Source organism: Amycolatopsis echigonensis (genome assembly GCF_014174495.1).
GTDB lineage: Bacteria > Actinomycetota > Actinomycetes > Mycobacteriales > Pseudonocardiaceae > Amycolatopsis > Amycolatopsis echigonensis.
Genome location: NZ_JACJHR010000116.1, coordinates 1 through 20823, shown reverse-complemented (window position 1 = coordinate 20823; position 20823 = coordinate 1). Strand labels below are relative to the sequence as shown.

Annotated in this window: 18 protein-coding genes; 3 read left to right on the top strand and 15 right to left on the bottom strand. The window is 67.0% G+C overall.

The window, feature by feature from the left end:
• Positions 1-6: 6 nt before the first annotated feature.
• On the bottom strand, positions 7-474 hold the full coding sequence (locus tag H5411_RS42035) for an SRPBCC family protein (protein WP_183127155.1): 468 nt from the start codon (positions 472-474) through the stop codon (positions 7-9).
• A 23-nt stretch (positions 475-497) separates the two neighbouring features.
• Here H5411_RS42035 and H5411_RS42030 point away from each other — a divergent pair, with 23 nt between their 5' ends.
• The gene (locus H5411_RS42030; protein WP_183127153.1) at positions 498-1106 is read left to right on the top strand and encodes a TetR/AcrR family transcriptional regulator; all 609 of its coding nucleotides are present in this window, start codon (positions 498-500) and stop codon (positions 1104-1106) included.
• A gap of 44 nt (positions 1107-1150) precedes the next feature.
• Here H5411_RS42030 and H5411_RS42025 read toward each other — a convergent pair whose 3' ends face one another.
• The 8 genes from H5411_RS42025 to H5411_RS41990 form a co-directional block, all read right to left on the bottom strand.
• Positions 1151-1600, bottom strand: a complete 450-nt coding sequence (locus H5411_RS42025) for a helix-turn-helix domain-containing protein (protein ID WP_312878726.1) — start codon at positions 1598-1600, stop codon at positions 1151-1153.
• Between the two features lie 102 nt (positions 1601-1702).
• Positions 1703-3031, bottom strand: a complete 1329-nt coding sequence (locus tag H5411_RS42020) for an MFS transporter (protein ID WP_183127150.1) — start codon at positions 3029-3031, stop codon at positions 1703-1705.
• Positions 3032-3090: 59 nt separating this feature from the next.
• On the bottom strand, positions 3091-5130 hold the full coding sequence (locus H5411_RS42015; protein ID WP_183127148.1) for a hydantoinase/oxoprolinase family protein: 2040 nt from the start codon (positions 5128-5130) through the stop codon (positions 3091-3093).
• Positions 5127-6710: a hydantoinase B/oxoprolinase family protein gene (locus tag H5411_RS42010; protein WP_183127145.1), complete on the bottom strand. Its 1584-nt coding sequence runs from the start codon at positions 6708-6710 to the stop codon at positions 5127-5129. Before H5411_RS42010 ends, H5411_RS42015 begins: the two co-directional genes overlap by 4 nt.
• A gap of 72 nt (positions 6711-6782) precedes the next feature.
• A complete protein-coding gene (locus H5411_RS42005) occupies positions 6783-7547 on the bottom strand; it encodes an amino acid ABC transporter ATP-binding protein (protein WP_183127144.1) in 765 nt (254 codons plus the stop codon).
• Positions 7544-8470 carry an amino acid ABC transporter permease gene (locus H5411_RS42000; protein ID WP_183127142.1) on the bottom strand — a complete coding sequence of 309 codons (927 nt, stop codon included), beginning with the start codon at positions 8468-8470 and terminating at the stop codon, positions 7544-7546. The genes H5411_RS42005 and H5411_RS42000 overlap by 4 nt, the downstream gene beginning before the upstream one ends.
• Before the next feature lie 32 nt (positions 8471-8502).
• Positions 8503-9459 (bottom strand): ABC transporter substrate-binding protein, encoded by a 957-nt coding sequence (locus tag H5411_RS41995; protein ID WP_183127140.1) that lies wholly within the window; start codon positions 9457-9459, stop codon positions 8503-8505.
• Entirely contained in the window at positions 9456-10616 is a 1161-nt protein-coding gene (locus tag H5411_RS41990) for an NAD(P)/FAD-dependent oxidoreductase (protein ID WP_183127138.1), read from the bottom strand. The genes H5411_RS41995 and H5411_RS41990 overlap by 4 nt, the downstream gene beginning before the upstream one ends.
• A 126-nt stretch (positions 10617-10742) precedes the next feature.
• Between H5411_RS41990 and H5411_RS41985 the strand changes: the two genes are divergently transcribed.
• Complete coding sequence (locus H5411_RS41985; RefSeq protein ID WP_183127136.1) at positions 10743-11585, top strand: MurR/RpiR family transcriptional regulator; 843 nt, start codon at positions 10743-10745, stop codon at positions 11583-11585.
• A gap of 219 nt (positions 11586-11804) precedes the next feature.
• On the opposite strand, the gene H5411_RS41980 is transcribed toward H5411_RS41985, so the two are convergent.
• Genes H5411_RS41980 through H5411_RS41960 form a run of 5 tightly spaced genes read right to left on the bottom strand, consistent with a single transcriptional unit; the run spans position 11805 to position 18129 of the window.
• Complete coding sequence (locus H5411_RS41980) at positions 11805-13256, bottom strand: sodium:solute symporter family protein (protein ID WP_183127134.1); 1452 nt, start codon at positions 13254-13256, stop codon at positions 11805-11807.
• Positions 13257-13303: 47 nt separating this feature from the next.
• On the bottom strand, positions 13304-14617 hold the full coding sequence (locus H5411_RS41975) for an MFS transporter (RefSeq protein WP_183127133.1): 1314 nt from the start codon (positions 14615-14617) through the stop codon (positions 13304-13306).
• Positions 14618-14676: 59 nt separating this feature from the next.
• Positions 14677-15657 carry a LacI family DNA-binding transcriptional regulator gene (locus H5411_RS41970; protein WP_183127131.1) on the bottom strand — a complete coding sequence of 327 codons (981 nt, stop codon included), beginning with the start codon at positions 15655-15657 and terminating at the stop codon, positions 14677-14679.
• A gap of 23 nt (positions 15658-15680) precedes the next feature.
• Positions 15681-17027, bottom strand: coding sequence for an amidohydrolase family protein (locus H5411_RS41965; RefSeq protein ID WP_183127129.1), 1347 nt, complete (start codon positions 17025-17027; stop codon positions 15681-15683).
• 10 nt (positions 17028-17037) lie between these two features.
• Positions 17038-18129 carry an NAD(P)/FAD-dependent oxidoreductase gene (locus H5411_RS41960; protein ID WP_183127121.1) on the bottom strand — a complete coding sequence of 364 codons (1092 nt, stop codon included), beginning with the start codon at positions 18127-18129 and terminating at the stop codon, positions 17038-17040.
• Positions 18130-18943: 814 nt separating this feature from the next.
• Between H5411_RS41960 and H5411_RS41955 the strand changes: the two genes are divergently transcribed.
• Complete coding sequence (locus H5411_RS41955) at positions 18944-20212, top strand: MFS transporter (RefSeq protein ID WP_246370222.1); 1269 nt, start codon at positions 18944-18946, stop codon at positions 20210-20212.
• 70 nt (positions 20213-20282) lie between these two features.
• Here H5411_RS41955 and H5411_RS41950 read toward each other — a convergent pair.
• On the bottom strand, positions 20283-20823 hold a 541-nt coding region (locus H5411_RS41950; RefSeq protein WP_220818181.1), incomplete at its 5' end, for a PucR family transcriptional regulator.

The window sequence follows — 20823 nt, the reverse complement described above, 5'->3', positions numbered from 1 at the left end:
GCCGTTTCAGGAAGGATCGGCCTCGAGTGCCGCCTTGGCCTGCCGCATCTCGTCCTCGACGTCCGGCCGCAGAGTACGGCGCAGAACGGGCTCCGCGAACCACTTCACCGGCCCCTTGAACCCGCAGCGCAGAGTCCGGGTGACCGCCGTGCCCTCGCCCGAAGGCACGCACACCCAGCTCGCGCTGAACTCGGAAACGAGGTTGGCCAGCCGGTTCGCCGGGATCGGCGGCAGCCGCACGTCCACCCGCTCGCCCGGGGTGCGGGTCATCCGCGAAACCACCTTGGCCGCGGGGCCGGGAATGCCCGGAAGCTTGCTGCCGAAGCGGAATTCGGTGACGTCCCCGTCGCGCCGCACCCAGTCGATCGCGCCGATCTTGCGGTCGACCGCGGCGTAGGCACGGGGATCCATCACGAACTCGAGCACGCGGTCCGGCGGGCACTGGATCGTCTCGGTCACCTGAACCTCGATCATAGGAAAGAGAGTACTCTCTCACTATGGCGCGTTCAACACCCGGAGCGACCCGGCAGCACCTGGTCGAAACGGCCACCCGGCTGTTCGCCGAACGGGGCTTCGACAAAACCTCGACTGCCGACATCCAGCGAGCCTGCGGTCTCAATCCCGGGTCCGGGGCGCTGTACAAGCACTTTCCGTCCAAGCGGGCGCTGCTGGAGGAAATCGTGCGGCAGCACCTCGCGGGAATCAGCGACAGCAGCAGGCAGGCGGCGGCGCTGCCCCGAGAACCGGAGAAGGCGCTGCCTGCGGTGGCGAGACTGGTTTTGGACACCATGCGCCAGGACCGCGCCGCGCTGCGCATTATCTTCCGCGAACTGGAACCGTTTCCCGATCTGCTCGACCAAATGTGGCACGGCGTGCTCGGCTCGGTCTACACGGTCGCGACGGAATGGATCGCCTCCGGCGTGCGACGCGGCGAATTCCAGGTCGAGGATCCCGAAGCCACCGCGTCGGTGTTGCTCGCGTCGCTGACCTACTACCCCATTCTGGAAGCGCTCGTCGGACACACTCCGGGCGATGTGGGCGAGGAAGCATTCCTGTCCGCGTGGACGAAGCAAGCCCGGCTTTCGCTGGGGCTCAAGGACCGGTGACTGCCGGAGTAGCGGTGCGGTGCTTTTGGTGAACCCGCAACCCGCTACCCAGCAAGCCGGAGCTTCCTCGCCCGCAGCGAAATCTCGAGGCCGAACCGCGCGTCCGGGTCGTGGAGCTGGTCGCCGAACAGCGTGTTCAGGGTCCGCAGGCGGTTGCGGGCCGTTTGCGGGTGCACGCCGAGGATTCCGGCGATCTCCGGCGCGCTGCCGCTCGTGGTGAGGAAGGCGAGCAGGGTCTCCGCCGCCTTGTCCTGTGCTGTGCGCGTGAGGTCCTCTAGCGGGGCGAGGCTGCTCGTTTCCAGTGCGGCGCGCAGGACGTCGTCGGCGAACAGCCAATGCGTGGTGAGGTGATCGTCCCAGCGAACCGGGCGCGCGTCCGGGAGTACGCCGCGGCGCAGCAGCTCCAAGGTGCGGCGCGCCCAGCGCAACGACCTGGCGGTCTCCTCCGGGGCGACCTCGGGGCCGAGCGCGGCACGGATCCCGAAGTCCGGCACCGGCAAGGTCCGCGACCTGAAGCTCGATTTGCCTGAGGACGGCATTCAGCGGCGGTCACCGAGAACACCAACAGAGTCGCCGCGCTAACCGGGAAGTATTTGTCACGGCAAGGGTTTGCGTGCGGTCTCGGGGAAGGTGATGACCGTGAGGAAGGTGATCACGGCTGCGAGGACGAGGTACCACGACGGCGCGGATGCCTGGTGAGTCCACTCGATGAGGAGGGTGGCGATGAAGGGGGCGAACCCGCCGCAGATGGCGATGACCGTTTGGTACGGGATCGAGAGGGCGGTGTACCGCACTCGGGTGGGGAACAGTTCGGCCAGTGTCGTCGGCGCTGGTCCGGAAAACAGGGCGAGGATGACGGCGAAGAGCACCGCGATCGCCAGCACGCCTGCCGCGGAGGCGTGTTCCATGACTAGGAACATTGGGTAGGACAGTACGGCGAACAACGCGCACGCGGTCAGCAGTAACGGTTTGCGGCCGACCTTGTCGGACCACGCGCCCGTGAGCGGAATCAGGATGGCGAGCACGGCGTTTTCGACTGTGACGACGACGAGCGCGAACGCGGAGCTGAATCCGGCGGAGGTCACCAGCCAGGTCGAGAGGAAAGTCAGCAGGACGTAGAAGGCGACAGTGAAGACCATTGCGAATCCCGCGGCCTTGAGCATGGGGATCCTGGCGATGACGAAGATCTCCTTCAAGGGCGCTGTCGCCGTTTCCTTATCCGCTTTGAGCGCTTCGAACGCCGGTGTTTCGCCCGCTTTGGCTCGTAGGACAAGAGCGGGGACGGCGATGAGGATGCCGGCGAAGAAGGGCAGTCTCCAGCCCCAGGAGGCAACCTGTTGCGCGGAGAGAAGTCCGTTGACGAGGGCAGCGACGCCGGAGGAGAGCACGAGGGCTACCACGAGGGAGAATTCCTGCCAGCTGCCGGCGAAGCCTCGTCGGTGGCTGGGCGCGGTTTCGATCATGTACGCGGCTGAGCCAGCCCATTCGCCGCCGGCGGAGAAGCCTTGCAGGAGGCGGAGGATGGTCAGGATGACGGGTGCGGCGTAGCCGATGCTGTGGAAGTTCGGCAGGCAGCCCATGAGGAAGGTGACGGCGGCCATGCCAAAGACAGCAAGCAGGAGCGCTCGTTGACGTCCGTAGCGGTCCCCGATGTGTCCGAATATGACGGCGCCGAGCGGACGGGCGAGGAAGCCCACCCCGAAGGTGGCAAAGGTGAGCAGGAGCGCGGCTTCTCCGGGGAAGAACTGTTTGGACAGTACGATGGCGAAGTAGCCGTAGATCCCGAAGTCGTACCACTCCAGGAGGTTTCCCGCGCCGACTGTGAAAATGTTGCGCCGTAAGCCATGAACAGAGGGTGCGGGCGGCTCCGGGGTGGGTTCCGGGGTTTCGGTGTACGTTCCGCTGCGCGGTTCTTCAGTCGACATGGGTGGCTCCTCTTTGAGCAACTCCGTGTAGTGCGGGCGAATGAGGGGAAGGCGACGGGTTACGGGGTTCGCTGGATCGCGACGCCGCCAGTGGCGGACAACGTGCGGAAGCGGTAGCCGGGACCGACGGCGCAGGTGGAGTCCTCCTGGAGGAGTACTGCGGGGCCGTCGATCCACTTCTCGCGGTGCAGGTCGGGTGCGGAGAACACTGGCGTCGGAACGGGGTGGTCCGGTGTCCACCACACGGGTGTGTCCGATGAGGACAGTGCCAATCCGGAACCGGACGCGTATTGCAGCTGAAGATCCGAGCCGCCGACGTCGATGGCGCAGGTGACGCGGAGGCTGGTCATCTCGATGTCCTCGCCGGTCACCCGGTAGCCATTGAGGTTTTCGTGCAGCTCGCTGAAGTTATCGGTGATGAGGTCGAGGGTATGGGCGTCCCAGGGGAGATCGGGAAGCCCGGCACGGAGGGTGTGCTCCTGTCCTCGGTATCGCAATTCCGCTTCGAGAGTAGCCGTCCAGGAACCGGTTTCGCCCTGGTCGTCGCGCCATGCTGCGGCTTCGGCCATCAGGATCTTGGCGGTGTCGGCGAGCTGATTGACGGTCGAGGGATTCAGCTCCGCCACGAAGGACCGCATGAACTCCTTGCGGAGATCGGACACGAGCAGGCCCATAGCGCTGAGCATGCCGGGGTGGGGCGGAATGATCACCTCGTCGATGCCAAGCTCGGCGGCCAGCGCGGTGGCGTGCAACGGCCCGGCGCCGCCGTAAGCGACGAGGGTGAGCGACCGCGGGTCGATGCCGCGGGCCACGGTGGCGCGACGGGCCGCGAGAGCCATATTCGTGTTGACCATGTCGAGGATGGCGTGGGCCGCGCTGATGACGTCAAGATTGAGCGGCGTCCCGACCGATCGCTCGACGGCCGCGACTGCCAGCTCGCGGTCAACGCCGAAGGAGTTGCCGAGCCGGGCCGCCTCGGGAAGGGTCCCCAGCACCACGTGGGCGTCCGTGACGGTCGCTTCCGTCCCGCCGGTGCGGTAGGCGGCCGGGCCGGGCACGGATCCGGCGCTGCGCGGGCCGACCTGCAGGCGACCGCCGCGATCGACCCAGGCGATGCTGCCCCCGCCGGCGCCGATGGCCTCCAGCGCGACGGTGCTGCCCAGGACTGGTAGGTCTTCGAAGTGGCGGATGTTCACCATCTCCGGCGCACCGCCCCGGATCACGCCGATGTCGGCGCTGGTACCGCCCATGTCGAAGGTCAGCAGATCGGCGCGGTCGTGCCGCTGGGCGAGGTTGATCGCGCCGAGCACGCCGCCGGCTGGGCCGGAGAGGAGGGTGCGGGTTGGGCGGACCGCAGCCTCGGACATCCGGACCACTCCGCCTGAGGACTCCATCAGATACGGCTCGGGAATCACCCCGGCCGAGCGCGACTGATCGACGAACCGGCCCAGGTAGGTCGTCATCGTCTGGCCGAGCGCCGCGTCCACCACCGCCGTGGAGAATCGTTCGTATTCGCGAAACTCCGGCACCGCCGACGCGGACGTCCACACGCCGAGTTCGGGGTGGGCCTGCCTGATCCACGCGGCGGCCTCGCGCTCGTTCGCGTCGTTGGCGTAGGAGTGCAGGAAGGCGACGCAGATCGCGGTTGCTCCTTGGGCCACCAGTTCGGCGGCGGCGTCCAGGACTTCGTCTCGATCGGGTGCGGTGAGGACCCGTCCGGCGTGGTCGGTGCGCTCGTTGACTTCGAGGCGTCGCTGCCGCGCGACCGGTACCCAGCGAGGAGTGAAGTCGAGCTGGTACAACGTGTTGCGGGTCTGGCGTCCGATCGCCAGGACGTCGCGGAAGCCAGCGGTCGTGATCAGGCCGACGACGGCGAGTTCGCGCTCGATCACCGCGTTGGTCGCCACTGTGGTGCCGTGAATCAAAGCGGTGACGTGGTCCCCGGCTTTGCCGGCCTTGGACAGGACGGCTTGCACGGCGGACGAGATCACCGCGGAGGGGTCCGGATAGGAGCTCGGCACTTTCGCGATGAACGTCTGACCGCCGTCGACGGCGAACACGTCGGTGAAGGTGCCGCCGATGTCGATGCCGATCCTCACTGTACGTTTCCTTTCTCATCGGGGGCGGTCGCTGTTTCGGCGCCGAAGCCTCCGCCGCCGGCGGTCATCGCACGCACGATCGTTCCCGCGGGCAGTGCGGTCCCGTTGTCGGTGCGCGTGAAGGTACGCGCGTGATCGGATTCGGGGTTGAGCGCGAAGGCCAGGGGTTGACCGTTGCCGCCACCGTGCAGCCCCCACGGCCCGGTCGTCACGCGGTCGCCCTTGACCGTCAGGCGGATGCCGTCGTTGAGGGTCTCGAGCTCCCGGATGATGCCCACGCCGCCGCGACAGCGTCCCGACCCGCCTGATCCGTCGCGCAGCGCGTACTTCGTCACTCGCAACGGATAATTTTGCTCCACTGCTTCGACAGGTGTGTTCGCGGTATTCGTGATGTGAGTCTGAACGGCGTCCTGGCCGTGCGCGGCGGGCAAGGCTCCCGCGCCCCCGGCGATGACTTCGGCATAGGCGAATGGCCGTTGCCGTGCGGTGTCGTAGCCATTGAAGTTCATTGCGGTGATAGAACCATTGGAGGCGGCGGGAATGCGGTCTGGCAGCGCTTGGCTGAAGGCGCCGAGCATGGCGTCGACGGCTCGTTGACAGGAGTCCGACCGCATGAAGACCGGTGCTGGCGCGACGGAGTTCAGCAACGTCCCGGAGGGAATAGTGATGTCGACGAGCCGGTAGAAGCCGGCGTTCGCCGGGAGGGTCGGATCCAGGATGGTTTTGATCACGTAGTAGACGGAGGCCTCGACCGCGGCTCGGGCCGTGTTGATCTGGCCGGCGACCTGCTCCGCGGTCCCCGTGAAGTCAACCGCGATGCCGTCGTCGGTGATGTCGATCGCTACGTGAATGGGGATGTCGGTCGTTCCGGCGCCATCGGAGTCCATCTGATCCGCGAATGCGAAGTGGCCTTTGGGCATTTCTCGTAATGCCGAACGTGCCTGGGTTTCCGCCTTGTCCAGCCACATGCGCGTGGCCTCGAGTACCGCGCGGGCACCGTAGCGTTCGAGCAGGGCCTCGTACCGGCGTACGCCCAGCGAAACCGCGGCGAACTGGCTGCGCAGGTCACCGAGCCGCTCGACGGGCACGCGGGTGTTGAGCTGGATCAGGCGGATCAGCCCCTCGTCAAGGACTCCTCGGTCCATCACCTTCAGGATCGGAAGCCGTAACCCTTCTGAGTAGATGTCCGGCGCGACACCCAGCGAACCCCCGAATTCGGCGTGGTGAGCGACTGCCGCGGCGAAGCCGATCAGTTCGCCGTCCACGTGCAAGGGGGCCACGACCGAGACGTCGGGCAGGTGTGTGCTGCCGCCGAGGTAGGGGTCGTTGGAGACGAAGACGTCACCGGGATGGATGTCTCCGTGGTACTGGGAGACAATGCCGGGGATGAAACCGATCATCGATCCCATGTGGATCGGGATGTGCTCGGCCTGGGCGATGGAATGTCCGGCCGTGTCCAGCAGCGCGGTCGTGCAGTCGCGCCGCTCCTTGATGTTGGGCGAGTAGGCGGCCCGCATCATCGCGACGCCCATCTCCTCGGAGATCGCGACCAGGTTGTGGCCGATGATGTCGACGGTCACTGAATCGAGCTCGGAATGTGTCATCGGTGCTGAGTCCTCGGTTGTTCCGAAACTGGGTAATGGAACGGAAAGTCAGAGCACACGAGCGAGGAAGGAGCGGGTGCGCTCGTGTACCGGGCGGGTGAGGATTTCCCCGGGTGCGCCCCGTTCGACGATCTGGCCGTCTGCCATGAACACGATCTCGTCGGCGACTGCTCGGGCGAACTCCATCTCGTGCGTCACCACGAGCATGGTCATGCCGGATCGGGCGAGATCGGCCATCACCGCGAGGACATCGCCGACCAGTTCGGGGTCGAGCGCGGAGGTGGGTTCGTCGAAGAGCATGAGTTTTGGCTCCATCGCCAGCGCACGGGCGATCGCGACCCGTTGCTGCTGCCCGCCCGAGAGCTGCCGCGGATAGGCGTCGGCTTTGTGGGCGAGCCCGACTTGCTCCAGCAGCTCCGCGCCTCTCGCCCGCGCCGGACCCGGTTTGCGTTTCTTGACCCGAACCGGGGCCTCGATGAGATTCTCCAGCACCGTCATGTGCGGAAAGAGGTTGAACTGCTGGAAGACCATGCCGATCTCGGTGCGGCGACGGGCGGCCTCGCGGTCCGGGATCTCGCGCAGGACGGCGCCACGACGCTCGTAGCCGACGTGGTGCCCGTCCACGGTGAGTACACCGCCGTTGATCGTCTCCAGGTGGTTCACGCAGCGAAGCATTGTGCTCTTGCCCGACCCGGAAGGCCCGATCAGGCACATCACTTGTCCTTTGTGGATGGACAGGTCGACACCCCGGAGCACCTCATGGGAATTGAACGACTTGCGGACGCCGATGGCTTGCACGAACGGAGTGCTCATCGGTCCTCCTGAGGGATCTCGGCGGTGCGCGGCGCCCGTCCGGGTTGTGGGCGCGGCCGCAGTCGCAGCCGCGGCGGCGACGAGGATTGACGGGACGTGCCGCGCCCGTATCTGCGTTCGAGCGCGGACTGCCCGACGCTGAGCACCGCGGTCAGGACGAGGTAGTACAGCGTCGCGACGATGAGCATCGGGATCGTCTGGTATGTGCGGGCGTAGATGGTCTGCGCGGTGTTGAGCAGTTCCGGGACGGCGATGATGCTCACCAGCGAGGTGGTCTTCATCATGCTGATCACCTCATTGCCCATCGGCGGGACGATGGCCCGCATGGCCTGCGGGAGTACGACGCGGCGAAGGGCCAGCAACCGGGACATGCCGAGGGCGGTGGCTGCCTCGCGCTGGCCGGGGTCGACGGACAGGATCCCGGCTCGGACGATCTCGGCTGTGTAGGCGCCTTGGTGCAGGGAGAGTCCGAGCAGTGCTGCCGTCCACACGCTGACGAGCTGGTCCGCGGAAGCCCCGATGAGCATCGGGCCGCCGAAAGGCACCGCCAGCCCGACCGAAGGGTAGAGCGCCGCGAGGTTGTACCAGAAGAGCAATTGGACGAGCAGTGGCGTGGCGCGGAACGCCCAGACGTACGCGCCCACGACGCCGGAGATCGCGGGGTTCGGCGAAAGCCGGAGCACGGCGAGGACGGTGCCCAGCGCCGACCCGATGACCATGGCGACGACGGTGAGCTGGATGGTGTTCAGCAACCCCGCGAGGATCGCGTGACTGAACAGGTAGTGCCCGACCACGCCCCATTCGAACCGCGGGTTCGTGGTCATGGAATACACCAGCTGGGCGGTGACCAGCAGGACGACGACGCCGCCCACCCAGCGGCCGGGATGGCGCTGGGGCCGCACGACCAGCGCATTCGAATCCATTGTGGACATATTCTTTGTCTCGGCGGAGGCGCTCACGAGGTCCTCGCACTGTTGACCCGGGCCGTTTGCACGGCGTTGTCGGCGAGCGTCCACTTGTCGAGGATCCGCTTGTAGGTGCCGTCGTCGATCAGGTGCTGGACGGACTGTTGCACCGCCTGCGTCAGTGGGGTGCCCTTGGGCAAAGCGGCGCCGACCATCGCGCGCTTGTAGCGGCCGGCGACGCGGAACGCGTGGTTCTGACCGGCGGTGTAGGAGACGATGGAAATGCTCGAGTACATGACGTCGACCCGATTCCCGCTTATCGCGAGGACCGCGCCGTTGGTGTCCGGGAACGCCTGCAGTTGGTACGGTGGCCGTCCCGCATCGGTGCAGATGTGCTGCGAGTCCTGCAACGTGGACTGCTGGGTGCTGCCGGTGGTGACGGCGACCCGCCGTCCACAAAGGTCGATCAGGTCGTTGACGGCGAAGCCGGTGTTCGCGGAGGCCAGGAATCCTTGTCCGCCGTTGTAGTAGTCGACGAAGTCGACCACCCGTTGGCGTTCGGCGGTCACGCCCATCGACGACACCACCATGTCGAAACGTCCGGATTGCAGTCCGGGTACCAGCGTGTCGAAGCCGGCGTTGGTGAGCTCGGCACGGAGCCCCATCGTCGCGGCCACCGCTTTCGCCACGTCGATGTCGAGACCGATCAAGGTCCGGTTGTCATCGGCGACGTAGGTCATCGGCGGCAACGTCGCGCTGGTGGCCACATGCAGTACACCCGTCGTCCGGATCTTGCCGGGAACCTGTTCGGCGATCGAGGCGACTGCCGCCACAGCGGGCAGCGCGGCCGGATTGCCTGCCACGCCGGCGGACTGCGACTCGTCGACCGAAGGATTGGCGGCGCAGGCGGTCACGCACGCCGCGAGCGCCAGCAAGGCCGCCGCTGTGAGCCGGTGGCGGGCGCGTGACGGGGGCGCGTTCTTTTGCCGATCGCCTCGGATTGTCATCGGTGGCACCCCTTTCCGGGGCCTGCGGGGTTGGCATGAATCCGGAACGGCGTGAGCAGGTCCGGGGTGCGCCCGGTCGTCAGCCACTGCGCGGCGTGCCGGGCGACCGCGGGGGCAATCGCGAAGCCGTGGCCGTGCCAGCCGGTGGCCACGAAGAGTCTGCGGTCTTCGTCGTGGAAATCGAGGTAGGGCAGTCCGTCGGGCGTGTAGGTTTCGGGCGAGCTCGCGTCCGCGGACAGGAGCACACCGTCGTCGAGCGGCGGAAAGACCGACGCGGCCACATCGAGGCTTTCCTTGATCTTGGCGTCGACCGGCTGGCCTTCCGCGGACTCGTCGTCCCACTTGCCCCGCATGCCGCCGGAGATCATGGTGATTCCGTCAGGCAGCGGCTTGACCGCGAGAGTCTTCTGCAGGTGACCGCACAGGCGACGCGGCTGGTAGTCGTCCTTCGCCTGGACCATGAGCACCTGAGGGACCATCGTCCACTGCGGCAGCCGCGGCAGCGCCGATCGTGCGAGGAGAGCATTCGTTCCGAAGTTGGCGGCGAGCACGATCGCCCGGCCCGCCGGGAGCGTCGAGCCGTCCTCCAGGAGCACGTAGGGGCGAGGCTGCGTGCCGACCTGTCGCACCGGAGTGAACGTCCGGATCGAGGCGCCGCGCTTGCGCGCGGCGGACGCATAGGCACGAGCTGTCCGCCGCTGATCGGCGATACCCTCGTCCGGGTTGAACAGTGCGGCGATCTGCGATTCAGCTATGCCGGGCTCCAACTCCGCGAGTTCGCCGTGGTCCACCATCTCGCAGGCGATGCCGTGACCGCGCTGCAGCCGTTGATGGGCTTCGGCGCGCGCGAGCCCGATCTCGCCGTGCTCCGGCATCGCGTCGACCAGCATCAAGCCGCCGAGCTGTTCGAACCCGGTGTCGGAGCCCAGTTCGTCGGCCAGGGCGGGCCACCTGGCCAACGCCTCCCTGGCCAGCGACAGTTCGCGCGAGTTGCGCCCATTCGCCCGTACCCCACGCTTTCCGGGTCCGCCGGATGCTCGCGAAGCGAGCTCACCGGCCTCCAGTAGCGTGACCGACGACCCCCGATTGACCAGCTCATACGCGAGGGAGGCGCCGTACACGCCACCGCCTACGACGATGAAATCCGCGGCTTCCACGCCAGCTACCTCCAGGCACCGTTTGAAGCAAACACTTCAACCTGATGCCAGGACTGTAGTATTTGAACCTATCGATGACAAGAGGGAGACCCCAACGTGAACCCGAGCGCACCGTTGCATGAGCGAGTGGCTGCGATCGCTGAGATCTTGACGCCCAGCGAAGCCCAGGTCGCGGAGTGGATGGCAGCCAATCCGGCCTTGGTCGCCGTGTCGTCGACGGCCGAAGTGGGGGCCTACACCGACACCAGCGACGCCACTGTCGTGAGAACCACCAAAAAGCTCGGGTACCAGAACTTCCGCGAATTGCGCAGGTCCGCTCTGGCCGTCTCCGGCCGCCATCGGGATCCGTCCAAGGTGCTCGACCACCAGCTCGGCCAGATCAGCCACTCCGATTCCGGCCCCAAAACGGTGCTCAGGGATACCGCGCAGCTCCTCGCTCAGTTCGAGGCGGATCTCGACACGGAAAGCTGGACCCGCGCGGTCAGCGCGATTTCCCGCGCGGGCCGCGTCGTCACCTACGGCATCGGCCCCAGCGGCTGCCCCGCCGAGTACCTCAGCATCACCCTCAAACGCGCTGGACTGCGCACCGCCCAACTCAGCGGAACCGGATTTTCGCTCGCCGACAGCCTGCTCGATCTCACCGACAACGACGTCGTGATACTTTTCGCGACCCTGCGCCGATTCCGCGAAATCGATGTGGTCCTCGACCACGTCGCGAAGGTCGGCGCCACCGCCATCCTGGTCAGCGAAACACTCGGCGAAGCCCTGCGCGAGCGCGTTCACACCGTGCTAGCCACACCGCCGGCCACCGCCACCACCAGCGACGGTGTTCTGATGGGAATGGCCGTAGCCCGCGCGCTCTACCTCGCCGTCGCCGCGGAAAACCAGGCCGACGCCGTCCATTCCATGGAACGGCTCAACACCCTCAGGGCCGAAATCGTGGGCGGCAAACTCGACTCCGAGCCCTGAGAGCCTGAAGTCTGTGCGCTGGCCGAAGCGCACCGTGGCACCGGGCTGATGTGTCCAGGGCAGAATCGATCCGCTCGTGTCGAACGCCGGTCACACGCCGCTGCGACGCCACGCGTGCCGGACGGGGCTGGTACGGAGTAGCTGATGACCCTTATGGCTCCCGGTTCTCCGTCGACGGGACGGTGGTCGGTTCCATCCATCGGGCAAGGCCACCCCGGCCTACTGTGTCCTGCGGGCCGGCAGCAGCGTCCGCGGGGTACTGCGAACGGGCCGACGACCGGCAGACGGGTCGAGCAGGATGGCGACGACGAGCCCGCACAGGGAGGCGGCAAGTCCGTACGCGACGTAGGGCACCGTGGTATCGGCGATGTTGGCCACCGTGCACGCGACCAGTCCGGCCATCATTGCCGACACGGCGACTCGCGGGGTCAACGTGTAGCGTTTGGACAGTGCGTATCCGGCGAAGATCGGCACGGTGAGCACCGACGCGGAATAGGCGTAGATGGCGACCATCCAGGCGAGCACGCTCGGAAAAAGCAGAGACACCACCCCGGCCGCCAGCGCGAGAACGACCGTGATCTTGCGTGACAGCGAGACGTTCGACCGATCCGTTCCGATGCGGTGGAAAGCTTTCTCCTTGAGGTCGCTGACGACGCTGGTGACCGCGCTCTGCAACGCCGCCCCGCTCACCGAGACGATCATGGCGACCATGAACGCGCCGAACACGATCAGGATGGCCGGTGGCAGCTGGGTCAAGAGCCATCCGGCTGCGGATTCCGGCCGCAGGCCGGGTTTGAGAGCGCGAACCGCGAGCCCGATCAGCAGCGCGTAAACCCCGGAGACGAGCATGGTGGCTCCTGCGAGAACAAGCCCGAGCCGTGCTTGGCTGAGCTTTTTCGTCGCGAAGACGCGCTGGAAGTAGATCTGGTTGCTGAGCGTCGAAGGGATGATCGCCGCCACCCACAGCCAGATCTGCTTCTGCCCGGCCGTGCCAAGCGATGACGGAGCGGATAATCCCGCGGGCACCCGATGCGCGATCGAACTCCAGCCTCCGGCCAGGTAGACGCAGTAGCCAGCCAGCCCGAGTGCCAGCACGATCTTGATGATCCCGAAGAAGAAGTCGGTCCAGGCCACCGAGGTCAACCCGCCCGGCAGCACGAACGCCACGGACCCGATGAGGACCAGCGCGACCAGCACCGCCTTCGGGTAGCCGGTGAGCTGCCCGAACAGCGACGCGAACGAGCCGAACTGGGTGCACACCCAGCCGAACGGGAGAAACAGCGCGGCGAGCCCCGCGATGACGGCCAGTGGGCGGCTGCCGCCGTACAGCCGGGCGAGCACGTCCGGCAGTGTCTGGAACTCGTTGGCACGCAACCATTTCGCGATGATCGCGAGGATGACGAAGCCGGCCAGGACGCAGAACTCGTAGATGAACACTGCCCAGCCGCCGGCGTAGGCGATCCCGACGTGCGCGACCAGTACGCCGCCGCCCGCGGCCGCCGCGAACTGGGTGATCACGACGACCGGCAGCGGCAGCGATTCACGGGCGCTGAGCCAGTCGCCCGCGGTTTTCGCGCGCCTCCCGAAATAGATCGAAATCACAGCCCCGGCGAGTACGACCAGGACACCTACCGCCAGAATTCCGGCGGTGACTCCGGCTGAACCGGGCATGACTTACCTCCATTGGCAAGAATCTGCGGTACAGGGTTTCCCGCGAACTACGCGGCCAGCTCGTGACGGCCGGTTTCCGCGGTGACGGCCGTCGCGAGAAAACTGATGGCCGCGGCGACGACCACTGCGATCGCCACGCTCGTCCCGGTTCCGGTTCGCCCCACCAGCCACACGGCGAAAATCGGGGCGGTGCCACCGAAAAGCGCCGACGCGATGGCGAACGCGAGCCCGCCGCCGCTGACCCGGACGCGGGTCGGGAGCAGCTCCAGCATGATCGGGAGCTGGACGGCCTGGTGCAGCCCGATCGGGATGACGATCGCAAGCTGCGCCAGCAGGACGAATCCGAACGTGCCGAGGCTCATCAGGAGAAAAGCCGGTATCGCCAACAGCATGAACAGGATCTGTGCCGCGAAAAGCACCGGGCGGCGCCCGACCCGATCCGCGAGCCTGCCGGAAAGCGGAATGACGCACATCATGAAGCACTGTGCGACAAGTGCGCTCAGAAAGGTCGAGCCCGCGCCGACATGGGCATGGCTGAGCAGATAGGTCGGGACGTAGGTGAGGAAAACGTAGAAGGCGAAGAAGCTGCCGCACAGGAAGATGCCGAGCAGCCGGAGCAACTGGCCTAGATGCTGCTTGCTCGTCAGCAGTTCGATGATCGGCGCACGAGCGACGCCGCCCTGTTTCTCGACTTCCCGGAACTGCGGCGTTTCCGTCAGGCGGGAGCGCACGAACCAGCCCACCGCGCCCAGCGGCGCCGCGACGAGGAACGGGATCCGCCAGCCCCAGGAGGCCATGGCGTCATGAGGCAGCGTCGAGGAGAGCAGTGTCGCGACGAGCAGAGCGAGAATGCTCCCCGCAGTGGCGCCGACCTGCACCCAACTCGCTGAGAACGCGCGCCGGCCGTTCGCGCTGTGCTCCAGCACCATCGAGCCGGCCGCGGGAACTTCGCCACCAGTGAATACGCCTTGCGTCAAGCGACACAGCACCACGAGAATCGGCGCGGCCACCCCGATCGACGAGGCCGACGGCAGCACACCGATGATCGCGGCGGCGCCTGAAGCGCCGAAAATGGTGATCGCCAGGACCCGGCGCCGTCCAAGCCGGTCGGCGAAATGGCCGATGACGATCGCCCCGAGCGGCCTGGAGATGAAGGTCGAGAGCAGACCGGCGAAGGTGGCGAGCAAGCTCGCGACATCGTTCTTGGCAGGGAAGAACTGAGCCGAGAGATAAACGGCGAAATAGCCGTATACGGTGAAATCATACCACTCGATCACCTGACCTGCGGCACCGCCGATGCGTATCGCGAGCTGCCGCGGCTCTTTGGCTGCCGTCATTTTTACACGCTTTTCCACGGGCACGGATCGTCCCCTTTCAGAATGCCGTCGGCCATGCGCCGTCGGCAACAGGACCCCCAGGGTCAGCCCTTCTCCCCGCACGAGGTGCGGGTGACGAGTGTCGGTTTGAAAGTCAGTCGCGCGGCCCGGTTCGGGTTGTCGACGATGAGCTCGGCGGCCCGTTGTCCCATCCGGTAGGCCGGCTGTGCGATCACGGTGATGCCCAGCGCCGCGCCCCAGGCGAAATCGTCCATCGTGAGGAACGCGAGATCGTCCGGATAGCGGAGCCCGCGGGCCGTGAGCGCGGAGTGCACGGCGACGGTGCGGCGTCCGGTGAGGCAGACGATCGCGTCCGGGCGCCGGTCCAGCAGCGCTGCCATCGCTTTGTCGACCTGCGTGTTGGAGTCCGCCGAGGCGATGGCGTCCTCCGGCAGCGCCAACCCGGCCTCGCCGAGTCCCTGCCGCAGTCCCTTGATCCGTTCGGTGTGGGATGGTCGCGGCCCCGAGGAGACCACCGCGATCGACCGCCGCCCGCACGAGATCAGGTGTTCAGCCATCATCCGGCCGGCCGCCAGATTGTCCAGCTTCACCGAGTGCAGGTGGGGCGGCGGCTGCGGCAGCGAGCGCGCGACGATGACGCACGGGGTCCCGCCCGCGGCCATCCGGCGCGTCCGGTCGTCGGTGGACGCGCCGCTGGTGACGATCAGCCCGCGCACCCGCTGCTCGTCCATGGTCTGCACGTGGGCGACCTCGCGGCCGACGTCGTGGAAGGTGTTGGCGAACATGACGAGGCTGCTGTTGGCGGAAGCGACCTCGTCGATCCCGCGCATCAGGTCGAGGTAGAACGGGCTCGTCAGGTCGTCGATGACGACGCCGATGGTGCTGGAGCGCCCGGCGAAGATGCTTTTGGTGAGCGCGTTCGGCGTGTAGTCGAGACTGCTGACCGCATCCCACACTCGGGTCGCGGTAGCTTCCTTGACCGCGCCGCCGTTGAGCACCCGCGACACCGTCGCCACCGATACCCCGGCCGCCGCGGCGACGTCGCCGATGGTTGCTCGCTTCACCGTCTGTGTCCTTCCGTCACCGGTCAGGCGCGCGCGCCGTCGCGGACCACGATCTCGCCGCCGATGATGACTGTGCGCACGCGCGCCAGTTCGGCCGGGTCGGTCAGCACGAGGTCCGCGACTGCCCCCGGGAGGACGCGGCCTCGCCCCGGCGCCACCCCGGGGATGGCGTCGGCGACGTGTGCGGTGGCCATCGCGATCGCGGCGGGCAGGCGCACCACGCCGGCCTTGGCGGCATGGTCGATCGCGAGCAGGATCGGGTCGTGGTGCCCGCCCGCGTAGTCGGTCGAGATCGTGTCGGCCAACCCGGACTCGAACATCGCGTACAGCAGGTCCGGCCCGCTGGTCAGCCGCTGCGCGCCGAATGTGTCGAGTGTGCTGACATCCACGGTCGCGCCGAGTTCCTTGAGCTGTTCGGCATGTTCCAGTGCCTCCCGTAATTCGAAGCTCGTGTGGTTGGAATGCCCGGCGATCAGCGGCACCTCGGTTTTGGCGATGGCGGCGACCTGAGTCATCGATGCGGCGGCGTTGTGCACCAGCACCGGGACGTCCGCTCGCCGCGCGTACTCCGCGGCTTCGGTCAGACCTTGCAGGGCGATGTCGAAGGCGGGCAGCACGATGCCGGAGACGATTTCCCTGATCTCCGCGACGGACAGTTTTCCGGCCAGACCCGCTGCTTCGAGCGCTTCCTCGACGGCGTCCTTGTCGAACGACGATGCCGAGATGTGCCTGCCCAGCACGGCGACCTTGAGCGCGTCGGCCTGCCGGGGCGTGATCGTCACCGTGGTGCGCCTGGCCACCTCGGCCGGGATGTACATGTAGCTCGCGCCCCCGCCGCCGAGGGTGTGCCCGGCACCGATCTCCCCGAGGGCGACCGCACCGGCCTCGACGGCTTGGCGGGCCGTGAACGCGCGCGTTTCGTCAGTGAGGCCGCCGCCGTCCGCGATTGTCGCCGCTTCGAGGCAGGCCGGGGTGTTGCAGGACGCCAGTTTGACAGTGAGCGGATGGTCGTCGTTGGTCCGTGCAAGCGCTTCGGCGGTGACGAAACCGTCCACGCACAGCACGGTTGTCGTGCCCTCCAGCAGATGCCGGTCGAGGTTTGCCCGCACCTGCTCGGGCGGCAGCGCCTCGTGACCGCTCGGGAACAGCGGGCCGTAGGCGGTGCCGTGCGTGTGGTTGTTGATCAGACCCGGAATCGCGAGTTCGCCAGCGGCCTCGAGGATTTCGTCCACCGTGCCATAGGTTTCTGCCGGTCTCGTCGGCACGATCTCGCGAATCGTGCCTTCCCGGACCACGATGTCGACACCGTGCCGAGGCTCCGCGCCGGTGCCGTCGACGAGGTCGCAGCCATGCAGGACCGTCGTAGCCACAACATCTCCTTCAGAGTCGTTCGAACCGGAACGGCGCCAGCTCCGCGGACCAGTCCTCGCCCATGACCTCCGCAGCGACACGAGCTCCGGCGTGCAGGCTCAACGTCACGCCGCTGTGGGATACGGCGAAGTGGAAGTTAGGCAGCCCCGGCGCACGGCCCAGCACAGGCAGGCCGTCAGAGGGGATCGGTCGCTCGCCCACACGCACGCTTTCCACGCTGGCTCCGCGGATTCCGGGGTAGAGCGCGCATCCGGCTTCCACTACCTTCTCGACAGCGGCCTGGTCCACGGTCCCGTTCCCGTCATCCGCCGCGTCGTCGACCTCGTGCGTGTGCAGCAGCAGCCGCCCGCCGCCGTCCGGCCGGAGGTGGACGCGCGGGGCATGCACGACACGGGCTACGGAGACCGCGACGGGCGAGGTGTAGATGAGCACCCCCCGCGTGTTGTTCATGGGCAGCTCCAGCCCGGCGAGTACGGCGACCTCCGCCGCCCGCGGTCCGGCGCAGTTCACCACCGCGTCGGCGGACAGCTGCCGCCCCGACGCCAGCCGGACCGACCGCACCCGTCCGCCCGACACGTCGATCCCGGTGACCGCGTCATGCCAGATCCGCTCGCCGTCCACTGTGGAGAGAAGGTGCCCGATCAGGCGGGCCGGTTCGATCCAGCCTTCGGACGGGAAGTAGGCGATTCCGTCGGCGGGCAGTTCGGCGGGGTTCAGGTCGGGTTCGATGCGCAACACCTCCGCGCGAGTGAGCCAGCGCGCCTGATATCCGCAGGCAAGGACCGAATCGACCTTCCGGCGCAGCTGCTCGCGCTCGGCGTCGTCACCGCCCCATTCCAGGTTGCCGCCCTCGTGGTACCAGTCGCTGCCCTGGACCTCGTGTGCGAGGCGGCGATGGGCTTCCATGCCGGCGACGTTGAGATCGTGATACGCCCGCGGCTGCTTCCCGTTCGAGTTCGTCCAAGCAAAGGTCGCGCCCGAGGTACCGTCCGCCGGCACGCCCGAATCGACCACTTTGACGCGCGCGCCCCGCCGGGCCAATTCGGCGGCCACGGCGGCGCCGTACACCCCGGCACCGATGACAACGACCTGCTCAACCATAAGCTGATTCCCTCTCTCCACCGTGATGTAACTAGTTACATTTGTTGGCTAGAGGACTAAAGCACGTGATCTCGCCGTCCGTCAAGGACGAGCCACCGGGGCAGGGCACAACGCGGCAAGGCTTGACTTCGCGCCTTCGCTCTTCGATCGCCGTCGACGTACCGTCGCTCGCGGCATGCGTCGGAGAAGCAACGGCGAAACTCGCGCAGCCCGGGAACTTCCGCTCTCGCACGCCGCTGATTTCGTTGAGCACCACGACTTTGCCCTCGACGAGTTGGGCCCGAACTCCCAGTGTTGCGATTCGAACACGACCCGGACCACGTCGATCTCGCGCTCACCGCGGAGCGCGACGACCTTCGCGTCACTGGCGAGCCCGTGGTACTGGAGCCTTTGGCAGTTGCGCCGTAGCTCCCCGTACATGTTGTGCCTATTGGGGCTGGTGTTGTCTATGGCCGGTGCCGCTGGCCGGGTTCCAAGGGAACAACCATTCTCCCCAACCGCGTGCCAAGAACCAATTTCGACTTTAAACGACGTCCCCAGCGGGAAACATCGTGGACCAGTCGCGAGACCAGTCAGTCTGCCAGGGCGCAACAGACTCGGTCATAGGCACTTCGCCCAAGACAGGCTGCGCGATCAGTGCACGCGGCACATCGTCGGCTGAATGGCCAGGTGCCTACAGTTCGCACACTTCTCAAGCCGTCCGCCCGGAGGTCGTCCGATGAGCAGCGAAGAAGCGGGCCGTTCCCGCGTTCAGTCGACAGAGGAGTCAGGCAGGTCAGCCACGACCGTCTCAGTCGGGTCCATGTTCCACCGGATGCCGCTGTCGCGGGTCCACGTCAAGATCGGAATCGCGCTCTACGCCGCCCTCGCCATCGAGTCGTGGGAGATGCTGAGTCTCACCTACATCGCCCCCGGGGTGGAGGCCGGGCTGCACGTCACCGCGGCCCAGCTGGGCCTTGTCATCTCCGCGCTCTTCTTCGGCATGATCCCCGGTGCTCTCGCCTGGGGGCCGATTTCCGACCGGATCGGCAGGCGCGCGACCTGCACGTGGAGCCTCGCCGGTTACGGGGTCGTCACGCTCGTAGGCAGCTTCTCCCCTGACTACGAGATGCTTCTCGTCACGCGGGCCCTGGCGGGTTTCCTCTTCGCCGGCATCTTGACCATCACGTTCCCCTACTTCGAAGAGCTGCTGCCGGTGCGGTACCGCGGCCGGCTCGCCGTGTACCTGGCAGCGGGGTGGCCGCTCGGCATGCTGCTCGCTGTCGGCGTCACCGCACTGCTCGGTGCGCACGAATGGCGCGGTGTCATCATCGCGAGCGCGGTCGCGAGTCTCTGGGTGCTCGTCATTCGACGTTGGGTGCCGGAGTCGCCGTACTGGCTCGTCCAGCGCGGCCGGCAGGACGAGGCGCTGCGAACGCTGCGTCGTCTCGGCGCCGCGGACGCGGAGAACATCAGCGCGCAGTCCCTGTCCGTGCCCGAGGTGCGGGCGGGTTCGTTCGCGGCGCTGTTCCGGGGACGGCTCGGCCGGATCACCGTTCTGCAGCTGGTCGTGAACTTTCTGTTCTCCTGGGGATACTGGGGCCTGCAAACGTGGCTGCCGACCCTGCTCGAACAGCGCGGGCTGTCGGCGTCGTCGAGCCTGGGTTTCGCCGCGATCAGCGCGGTGTTCATGATTCCTGGGTATGTCAGCGCTTCCTGGCTCACCGGGAAGTACGGCCGCAAGAAGATCTTCATCGGCTACGTCCTCGCCGCCGCGGCCGGCGGATTCTATTTCGCGAACGCCGGCACGCTCGCCGAGTTGTACATCGGGAGCTTCGTGCTGTCCTTCTTCAGCCTCGGAGCCTGGGGTGTCTGGGACACCTGGGTCGGTGAGATCTATCCGTCGCCGGTACGGGGTTTGGGCTACAGCGTCGGCATCTGCGGTCAGCGCATCGCGAACACGATCGCGCCCAGTCTGGTCGGCATTCTCCTGGCACACGCCAGCGGCTTCTCCTCGACGGTGCTCTTCATCGACCTTTTCCTTGTGGCGACAGCCGTTTTCGCCGTCGTGATACCCGAAACGGAAGGCCGGGAACTCGCCTAGCGACCGGGCGTGACACAGCGCCCTGAGCCGGTCACCGCACTGCCCTCCGGCACCGCGGTGACCGGCTTTCTCAGCCGCGCAGCTTCGCCAGCCGGCACGCGAGCTGGACCGCGAGCCGCTCGTCGGGGTCGTCGAGGTCCGCGGACAGCACGCTTTTTGCCCGGGAGATCCGGTTGACGACGGTGTTGCGGTGGACTCCGAGGATTTCGGCTGTCACGGTCGGGGAGGATTCGTTGTCGAGGAACACCTCGAGCGTGCTGAGCAGCTCTTCCTGCCGGTCGATCTCGAGCACCGGGCGCAGGAGGCTGCGCGCGAGGTCCCGGGACTCCTCCGAGCTGTACCAGCCCACCAAAATCCGTTGCAGGCCAACCTCGTCGATGTGCTGCACGCCGCTCCGGGAACCGGTGCCCTGGGCGATGGTCATCGCCTCGTGGGCTTCGGCGAGGCTGCGTTTCAGTCCCTGCAGGCCGAGGTACGGCCGCCCGATCCCGGCGTAGACCCGGAGGTGGTCCCGGCTTTCCATGAAACGACGCACGGCCTGGCGGACCGCCGCGGTGTCGTGCGCGAAACTCGCGGCCGGTGGCTCCACAAGCCGTACGGTCCAGGTCGTC